Genomic DNA, 8,890 nt, shown 5'->3' on the forward strand with positions numbered 1-8,890 from the left:
GCACCGCGCCCGGGCCCCGCTTCCGGCATCGCGCCCGGTTCGCGTACGACAAGGAGGCTGCCCATGTCCGCCGAACCGTCCCTGCCCACCCCCTCCTCGGCCCCCCGCCTCGGTGTCTGGCTCATCGGTGCGCGCGGTTCCGTGGCCACTACCGCTGTCGCGGGCTGCGCGGCCGTCGCCGCCGGGCTCCATCCGCCGACCGGGATGGTCACCGAGACCGCCCCCTTCGCCTCGTGCGGTCTGCCATCGTTGTCGTCCCTCGTCTTCGGCGGTCACGACACCGTCGACTGCCCACTGCCCAAACGTGCCGAACACCTCGCCGCCGGTGGCGTCCTGCCGCACGGCCTGCCGTCCGCCGTACACGCCGAACTCGTCGCCGCCGACCAGGAGATCAGGCCCGGTGGCCCCTTCCCCGGGGACACGGACGGCGGCCCGGACCGCACCCAGGACGAGTGGATCGACGTGTTCGCGGCCGACATCCGCGACTTCGTGCGGCGCCAGGGCCTCGCGGGCGCCGTCGTGGTCAACGTCGCCTCCACCGAACCCGCCCCCACCGACGGCACGCTGCCGCCCAGCTCCCTCTACGCGGCCGCCGCCCTGCGCGCCGGCTGCCCCTACGTCAACTTCACCCCCTCCACCGGCCTGCACCACCCGGCGCTGGCCCCGCTCGCCGACTCCTCGGGCCTGCCCTACGCGGGCCGTGACGGCAAGACCGGGCAGACCCTGCTGCGCTCGGTACTCGGCCCGATGTTCCTGCAACGCGCCCTCGCCGTGCGCGCCTGGTCCGGCACCAACCTCCTGGGCGGTGGCGACGGCGCCGCCCTCGCCGACCCCGCGGCGGCCGCCGCCAAGAACGCGGGCAAGGAACGCGTCCTCGCCGACACCCTCGGTGCCGCGCCGGAAGGCGAGGTCCACATCGACGACGTGCCCGCGCTCGGCGACTGGAAGACCGCCTGGGACCACATCGCCTTCGACGGCTTCCTCGGCGCCCGCATGGTCCTCCAGACCACCTGGCAGGGCTGCGACTCGGCGCTCGCCGCGCCGCTCGTCCTCGACTTGGCGCGGCTGGCCGCCCGCGCCCGGGAAAGGGGCTTGTCCGGCCCGTTGGGCGAACTGGGCTTCTACTTCAAGGACCCGGTGGGCAACGGTCCGTCGTCACTGGCCGAGCAGTACGCGGAGCTGGTGGGCTTCGCCGAGCGGCTGCGGGACGGCGGCGACGCCGACGCCCCCGGGGCGCGGCGGTGAGCCGCACGGCCGCCGTGGCGCGGGACGCGTCCGCACTCGCCGGAGCCGCGGGGCGCGGCCCGGACGACGCCTCGGACCCCGGTGGCGGCAGGCCCAGCGCGCCCCGCCCGACCCGCTCCGGACGCGCGGGCGCCTGGGCCGAACTGCTGCGCCTGCCCGCGCTGTTCACCGTCCCCGGCGACGCCCTGGCCGGCGCGGCGGCGGCCGGTGCGCGCCCCGGGCCGCGCACCCTGCTCGCCATCGGTTCCTCCCTGTGCCTGTACGAGGCCGGCATGGCCCTGAACGACTGGGCGGACCGCGCCGAGGACGCCGTGGAACGCCCGCACCGCCCGCTTCCGTCCGGCAGGGTCCGCCCGGCCGCCGCCCTCACCGCGGCCTGCGGCCTCACCGGCGCAGGCCTGCTGCTCGCCGCCCGGGCCGGCCGGCCCGCCCTCGCGGTGGCCGCTCCGCTGGCGGCGACCGTCTGGGCCTACGACCTGGCGCTGAAGCACACGCCGGCCGGTCCCGCGGCCATGGCCGCCGCCCGCGGACTGGACCTGCTCCTGGGTGCGGCCGCAACCGGCGGCGGCACCCGGGCCGCACTGCCCTCCGCCGCACTGCTCGGCGGCCACACTCTCGCGGTCACGGCCGTCTCCCGCCGGGAGACCACCGGCGGCTCGCCCCTGGCCCCGCTGGCGGCCCTCGCGACGACGGGGGTGCTGACCTGGTCGGTCGCCCACCGCCGTACCCGACTCCCGGCAGGCCGGCGGGCAGCAGCCGCCCCCGGCCTGCCGGGCTCCAGCCCCGCCGAGGGCCCGCCCCGAGGCACCGGCGGCGCTCTTGTCACCGCCCTGGGCGCCGCCTACGCCGCCACGGCCGCCCGTCCCTACTTCCACGCCTCGCTCAACCCCTCGCCCCCGCTCACCCAACGGGCCGTCGGCGGCGGCATCCGGGCCATGATCCCGCTCCAGGCCGCGCTCGCCGCCCGTTCCGGCGCGACCGCCACGTCCCTCCTGGTCGCGGCCCTGGCTCCGGCCGGCCGGATGTTCGCGAGAAGGGCGGCCATGAGGAAGGTGAGCATCACGTGAGCCGGAACCCGCACCAGGAGCCGGACGCGGGCGCGGACGGTCACGCGGACGCGACCGGGTGCCCGCCGCCCAGCCGCGACGGTGCCGCCCCACCCCCTCTCCGCTTCGGCTACGGCACCAACGGCCTCACCGACCTCCGTCTCGACGACGCCCTCGCCCTCCTCGCCGACCTGGGCTACGACGGCGTCGGCCTGACCCTCGACCACATGCACCTCGATCCGCTCGCCGACGACCTGGCCGCCCGCACCCGCCGGGTCGCGCACCGGCTGGCGGCGCTCGGTCTGGGCGTCACCGTGGAGACGGGCGCCCGCTACGTGCTCGACCCGCGCCGCAAACACGGACCCTCCCTCCTCGACCCGGACCCGGACGACCGCGCCCGCCGCTCCGACCTCCTGGTGCGCGCGATCAGGGTCGCCGCCGACCTGGGTGCCCACGCCGTGCACTGCTTCAGCGGGATCACCCCGGCCGGGACGGACGAGGACACGGCGTGGCAGCGGCTGGCCGCATCCCTCGGCCCGGTTCTGGACGTCGCCGCCACCGAGGGCGTCCCCCTGGCCGTCGAACCCGAACCGGGCCACCTCCTCGCCACCCTCGCCGGCTTCCACCGACTGCGCCGCGCCCTCGGCGACCGGGAGCACCTCGGCCTCACTCTGGACATCGGCCACTGCCAGTGCCTCGAACCCCTCCCTCCCGCCGACTGCGTGCGCGCCGCCGCCCCCTGGCTGCGTCATGTGCAGATCGAGGACATGCGCCGCGGCGTCCACGAACACCTCCCCTTCGGTGACGGCGAGATCGACTTCCCGCCCGTCCTCGAGGCCCTCGCCGCCACCGGCTACCAGGGCCTGACCGTCGTCGAACTGCCCCGTCACTCCCACGCGGGCCCGCACTTCGCCGAACGCTCCCTCCCCTTCCTCCGCGCGGCAGCGGCAGCGTCGGTGTCCCCCCGCACGAACCGCTCGGGCGAGCCCTCCGCCACCCACTGAAGGGAGCCACACGCATGAAGCAGCCACGCGCCACCCACGTCACCACCCCCACCACCCGGGGCGTGGACGGCGCCCCCGCCGGGCAGGACCCCCAGGGCACCACCCCCGCCCACATCCCGCCGGCCGACCTGCGCGCCACTCTCACCGCCGAACTCGGTGGCGCCGCCCGGGCCTGGCTGGACCAGGCCCTGGACGAGGCCGCCGCCCACCCCGGCGGTCACGGCCCCATCTCCGTCTGGGAGCTGCGCCTGGCCGAGGCGGGGCGCCGCTGCGGCCCCGCCCACGCCGACGCCGCCCGCGTTCTCGTGCTGCACGCCGCCCGCGCCGACACGGACGCCCTGGCCCGCGTCTACTCCCAGGGCACCGCCGACGAACGCCGCGCCGTCCTGCACGCACTGCCCCACCTCGTGCCCGGCCCCGACGCCCTCCCGCTCGTCGAGGACGCCCTGCGCACCAACGACACCCGGCTGGTGGCCGCCGCCCTCGGCCCGTACGCCGCCCGGCACCTGGATGCGCACCAGTGGCGGCACGCCGTACTGAAATGCCTGTTCACCGGTGTGCCCGTCGACCGTGTGGCGGACCTCGACCGGCGGGCGGGCGCCGACGCGGAACTCGCCCGCATGCTCGCCGACTACGCCGCCGAACGCACCGCCGCGGGCCGTCCGGTCCACGAAGACCTGCACCGCGTCCTGGCCCTGGCCGAGCCCGCGGGCTCCCCGCACGGCACGGCAGACCCCCACGGCAAGGAGTCCTGATGCGCATCTTCGACCCCCACATCCACATGACCTCCCGGACCACCGACGACTACGAGGCGATGTACGCCGCGGGTGTCCGCGCCGTCGTCGAGCCCTCCTTCTGGCTCGGCCAGCCCCGGACCTCGCCCGCCTCCTTCCGCGACTACTTCGACGCCCTGCTCGGCTGGGAGCCCTTCCGCGCCGCCCAGTACGGCATCGCCCACCACTGCACCATCGCCCTCAACCCCAAGGAGGCGAACGACCCCCGGTGCCTCCCCGTCCTCGACGAACTGCCCCGCTACCTCGTCAAGGACCGCGTCGTGGCCGTCGGTGAGATCGGCTACGACTCGATGACCCCGGCCGAGGACACCGCCCTGGCCACCCAGCTCCAGCTGGCCGCCGACCACGGCCTGCCCGCCCTGGTGCACACCCCGCACCGGGACAAGCTGGCCGGCCTGCGGCGCACCCTGGACGTGGTCCGCGAGTCCGCGCTGCCCACGGACAAGGTGCTGGTCGACCACCTCAACGAGACCACCGTCAGGGAGGCGAAGGACAGCGGTGCCTGGCTCGGCTTCTCCGTCTATCCGGACACCAAGATGGACGAGACCAGGATGGTCGCCCTCCTGCGCGAGTACGGCACGGAACAGGTCCTGGTGAACTCCGCGGCCGACTGGGGGAAGAGCGATCCGCTCAAGACCCGCAAGGTCGGCGACCTGATGCTCGCCGAGGGCTTCACCGAGGACGACGTGGACCGGGTGCTGTGGCGCAACCCCGTCGCCTTCTACGGGCTCAGCGGGCGGCTGGTCCTCGACGTGACCTCGGCCGAGTCCACGCACGAGGGCAACTCCATCCTGCGCGGCGGGGAGTGAGGCATGCGCTTCCGGCACCCCGACGGCTCCACCGTCCACCTCGCCTACTGCACCAACGTCCATCCCGCCGAGACCCTCGACGGTGTCCTCGCCCAGCTCCGCGACCACTGCGAGCCGGTCCGTCGCCGCCTGGGCCGCGACCGCCTCGGCATCGGGCTGTGGCTGGCCCGCGCCGCCGCCCACGCCCTGGTCACCGACCCCGCCGCGCTGCGCGGGCTGCGCACCGAACTCGACCGGCGAGGCCTGGAGGTCGTCACCCTCAACGGCTTCCCCTATGAGGGCTTCGGCGCCGAAGAGGTCAAGTACCGCGTCTACAAGCCGGACTGGGCCGATCCCGAACGCCTCGACCACACCACCTCCCTGGCCCGCGTCCTCGCCGGCCTGCTGCCCGACGACGTCCCGGACGGCACCATCTCCACCCTGCCGCTCGCCTGGCGCACCGCCTACGACGACACCCGCGCCGACAAGGCCCGCACCGCCCTGGTCACCCTCGCCGAGCGCCTCGACGCCCTTCAGGAACTGACCGGCCGCTCCATCCGCGTCGGCCTCGAACCCGAACCCGGTTGCGTCGTGGAGACCACCCAGGACGCCATCGCCCCGCTCACCGCGATCGGTCACGACCGCATCGGTATCTGCGTCGACACCTGTCACCTCGCCACCTCCTTCGAAGACCCGCACACCGCTCTGGACGCCCTCGCCGACGCCCGGGTCCCCGTCGTCAAGTCCCAGCTCTCCGCCGCCCTGCACGCCGAACAGCCCTCTCTCCCCGAGGTCCGTGAGGCTCTCGCCGACTTCGCCGAACCCCGCTTCCTGCACCAGACCCGCGCTGCCAACACCGCCGGCCTGCACGGCACCGACGACCTCGACGAGGCCCTGGCGGGCGACGGCACCCTGCCCGGCACCGTGCCCTGGCGGGCCCACTTCCACGTCCCCCTGCACGCGGCCCCCGCCGCGCCCCTCACCTCCACCCTTCCCGTGCTCAAGGCCGCGCTGGCCCGGCTCGTCGGCGGCCCGCACCCCCTCGCCCGCCACCTGGAGGTCGAGACCTACACCTGGCAGGCCCTCCCGCCCGAGCTGCGGCCCCGAGCCCGAGCCCAGCTCACCGACGGCATCGCCGCCGAGCTCACTCTCGCCCGCGACCTGTTGACGGAACTCGGCCTGAAGGAACTGCCATGACCCGACCGCCCCACTCCGACGGACCGACCCCTCTCCTGGTCCTGGACGTCGTCGGCCTCACCCCCCGTCTCCTCGGCCACATGCCCCACCTCAAGAAACTCGGCCAGTCCGGCTCCCGCGCGCCCCTCGGCACCGTCCTGCCCGCCGTCACGTGCGCCGCGCAGTCCACCTTCCTCACCGGCACCCACCCGTCCGAGCACGGCATCGTCGGCAACGGCTGGTACTTCCGTGAACTCGGCGACGTCCTGTTGTGGCGCCAGCACAACGGTCTCGTCGCCGGCGACAAGCTGTGGGACGCCGCACGCCGCGCCCACCCCGGCTACACCGTCGCCAACATCTGCTGGTGGTACGCCATGGGCGCCGACACCGACATCACCGTCACCCCCCGTCCCGTCTACTACGCCGACGGCCGCAAGGAACCCGACTGCTACACCCGGCCCCCGGCCCTGCACGACGAACTCACCGACAAACTGGGCACCTTTCCGCTCTTCCACTTCTGGGGACCCGGCGCGGACCTGGTCTCCAGTCAGTGGATCATCGACGCGACCCGGCACGTCATGGCCACCCGGCACCCCGACCTGACCCTCTGCTACCTCCCTCACCTCGACTACGACCTGCAGCGCCACGGCCCCGACGACCCGCGGTCGCTGAAGGCCGCCGCCGACCTGGACGCGGCGCTGGCACCGCTGCTCGACGACGCCCGCGCCGAGGGCCGCACCGTCGTCGCGCTGTCCGAGTACGGCATCACCCGCGTGAACCGGCCCGTCGACATCAACCGCGCCCTGCGCCGCGCCGGCCTGCTCGAGGTGCACACGCAGGACGGCATGGAGTACCTCGACCCGATGGCCTCCCGCGCCTTCGCGGTCGCCGACCATCAGATCGCCCATGTCTACGTGCGCCGTCCCGAGGACCTCGACGCCACCCGCGCCGCCCTCGACGGGCTGCCCGGCATCGAGCAACTCCTGGACGACGAGGGCAAGAAGGCCCAGCACCTCGACCACCCGCGCGCCGGCGAGCTCGTGGCCGTCGCGGAGCCGGACTCCTGGTTCACGTACTACTACTGGCTCGACGACGACCGCGCGCCCGACTTCGCGCAGCTCGTCGAGATCCACCGCAAACCCGGCTACGACCCGGTCGAGCTGTTCATGGACCCACTCGACCCCTACGTCAAGGTGAAGGCGGCCACCGCTCTGGCCCGCAAGAAGCTCGGCATGCGCTACCGCATGGCGGTCGTGCCCCTGGACCCCTCACCTATTCGAGGCAGCCACGGCCGCCTTCCCACGAGCGACGACGACGGTCCGCTCCTCATCTGCTCCACCCCCCGCGCTGTCGGAGACCGCGTCGCGGCCACCGATGTGAAACAACTCCTGCTCCGGCTGGCCGGACTCGGCTGACGCACCACCCGGCAACCCCGCCGAGATCCGACTACCGAGAGTGAAACACACGGCACTGACAACGGCCCGCCCCAGCCGCATCGGAGCAGGCCACGACCCAGAAGGCAGGCACCCGTGACCCCGTTCTCAGACCCCTCCCGTACCAACGTCACCACGGACCCGTCCGTCGACGGCCCGGACGAGGGTCTGCGCCGCACCCTCGGAGTGGACCGGCGCCGCTTCCTCAGCACCTGCACCGCCGTCGCCGCCGGCGCCGTCGCGGCACCCGTGTTCGGCGCCGCGCCCGCCCTGGCCCACGACCGGGACAGAGACGACGACCGGGACCACGACCACCGGCACGGACGCGGGCACGTCCTCGTCCCGGCGGACAAGCGCGGCATCATCCTGTACACCGTCCGGGACGCCACCGGCCGCGACCCCCTCGCCACCGACCTGCCCTCCGGCTTCCGCGAGGTGTTCAAGCAGCTCGCCCGGCACGGATACCGCCAGGTCGAGTTCGCGGGCTACCGCCAGCACCCCAACGCCCCCGGCGGCGCCAACCTGGAATCGGTCCAGGGCGCCAAGCTGCTGCGCTGCTGGCTCGACGAGTACGGTCTGCGCGCCCAGGGCAACCACGGCTTCATCCCGTCCTCCTGGCCGCTGACCACGGCCGACAAGGACACCTTCAAGAAGCACCTGGAGATCGCCAACATCCTCGGGCTGGACCACATGGGCACCGGTGGCGACCCCACCGGCAGCTCGTACCGCGACGACTGGGACGTGGCCGCCGACAAGTGGAACGCCCTCGGCGCGATAGCCCGCCGGGAGGGCGTCAAGCTCTACACCCACAACCACGACAGCGCCTACGGCTTCCTGCTCGACGGCGGCCCGCTGGACGACCAGGGCCGGCCGACCCGCAGCTCCGGCATCCGGAAGCTGGAGTACTTCCTGAAGGTCACCGACCCGAGGGTGGTCTGGCTGGAGATGGACATCTTCTGGGCGCACGTCGCCCAGTACAAGTTCCACACCTACACCGCCCACGACGGCTCCACCCGCAAGAACGTCTTCGACCCGGCCGGCCTGGTCGCCCGCAACAACAAGCGCTACCCGCTGTTCCACGCCAAGGACGGCGTCGTCAGCACGACCAACGGCATGGGCTACGACATGGTGCCCTTCGGCACCGGCGTCATCGACTACACGACGTTCTTCTCACGGGTCGGGCAGCGGAACTACCACAACCCGATGGTCGAGGACGACAACTCCCCGAGCGCCACCGACCCCGCGCAGTCGCTGCGCGAGGCCAAGATCAGCTACGACAACCTGGCGGCCCTGCGCAAGCGGCGCCGCTGACCGTCCCGCACGGCAGTACGGGGGGGGGGGGGGGGGGGGGGGGGAGGGGGGGGGGGGGGGGGGGGGGGGGGGGGGGGGGGGGAGGGGAAGGAA

8 protein-coding genes are annotated in these 8,890 nt (G+C 74.0%); all 8 read left to right on the plus strand.

All coding sequences use genetic code 11. The features are described 5' to 3' along the window. The first annotated feature begins 63 nt into the window (after positions 1 to 63). The gene (locus ACZ4V1_RS26405; RefSeq protein WP_468340327.1) at positions 64 to 1,245 is read left to right on the plus strand and encodes an inositol-3-phosphate synthase; all 1,182 of its coding nucleotides are present in this window, start codon (positions 64 to 66) and stop codon (positions 1,243 to 1,245) included. A 143-nt stretch (positions 1,246 to 1,388) separates the two neighbouring features. Then, positions 1,389 to 2,312, plus strand: a complete 924-nt coding sequence (locus ACZ4V1_RS26410) for an SCO3242 family prenyltransferase (RefSeq protein ID WP_468340368.1) — start codon at positions 1,389 to 1,391, stop codon at positions 2,310 to 2,312. Continuing rightward, entirely contained in the window at positions 2,309 to 3,295 is a 987-nt protein-coding gene (locus tag ACZ4V1_RS26415) for a sugar phosphate isomerase/epimerase family protein (RefSeq protein WP_468340330.1), read from the plus strand. The genes ACZ4V1_RS26410 and ACZ4V1_RS26415 overlap by 4 nt, the downstream gene beginning before the upstream one ends. Before the next feature lie 14 nt (positions 3,296 to 3,309). Further along, the gene (locus tag ACZ4V1_RS26420; protein ID WP_468340333.1) at positions 3,310 to 4,050 is read left to right on the plus strand and encodes an EboA domain-containing protein; all 741 of its coding nucleotides are present in this window, start codon (positions 3,310 to 3,312) and stop codon (positions 4,048 to 4,050) included. After that, entirely contained in the window at positions 4,050 to 4,898 is an 849-nt protein-coding gene (locus ACZ4V1_RS26425) for a TatD family hydrolase (RefSeq protein WP_468340335.1), read from the plus strand. The genes ACZ4V1_RS26420 and ACZ4V1_RS26425 overlap by 1 nt, the downstream gene beginning before the upstream one ends. A 3-nt stretch (positions 4,899 to 4,901) precedes the next feature. Continuing rightward, entirely contained in the window at positions 4,902 to 6,074 is a 1,173-nt protein-coding gene (gene eboE, locus ACZ4V1_RS26430) for a metabolite traffic protein EboE (protein WP_468340338.1), read from the plus strand. Next, a complete protein-coding gene (locus tag ACZ4V1_RS26435; RefSeq protein ID WP_468340341.1) occupies positions 6,071 to 7,468 on the plus strand; it encodes a nucleotide pyrophosphatase/phosphodiesterase family protein in 1,398 nt (465 codons plus the stop codon). Before eboE ends, ACZ4V1_RS26435 begins: the two co-directional genes overlap by 4 nt. A 114-nt stretch (positions 7,469 to 7,582) precedes the next feature. Continuing rightward, entirely contained in the window at positions 7,583 to 8,797 is a 1,215-nt protein-coding gene (locus ACZ4V1_RS26440) for a sugar phosphate isomerase/epimerase family protein (RefSeq protein WP_468340344.1), read from the plus strand. Positions 8,798 to 8,890 lie beyond the last annotated feature (93 nt).

This window comes from Streptomyces sp. NPDC028991 (genome assembly GCF_055564775.1).

Excerpts from the sequence above, each read along its gene's own strand:
- ACZ4V1_RS26425 (WP_468340335.1), top strand. The coding sequence starts at position 4,050 with ATGCGCATCTTCGACCCCCACATCCACATGACCTCCCGGACCACCGAC.
- ACZ4V1_RS26435 (WP_468340341.1), top strand. The coding sequence starts at position 6,071 with ATGACCCGACCGCCCCACTCCGACGGACCGACCCCTCTCCTGGTCCTG.
- ACZ4V1_RS26405 (WP_468340327.1), top strand. The coding sequence starts at position 64 with ATGTCCGCCGAACCGTCCCTGCCCACCCCCTCCTCGGCCCCCCGCCTC.
- ACZ4V1_RS26420 (WP_468340333.1), top strand. The coding sequence starts at position 3,310 with ATGAAGCAGCCACGCGCCACCCACGTCACCACCCCCACCACCCGGGGC.
- eboE (WP_468340338.1), top strand. The coding sequence starts at position 4,902 with ATGCGCTTCCGGCACCCCGACGGCTCCACCGTCCACCTCGCCTACTGC.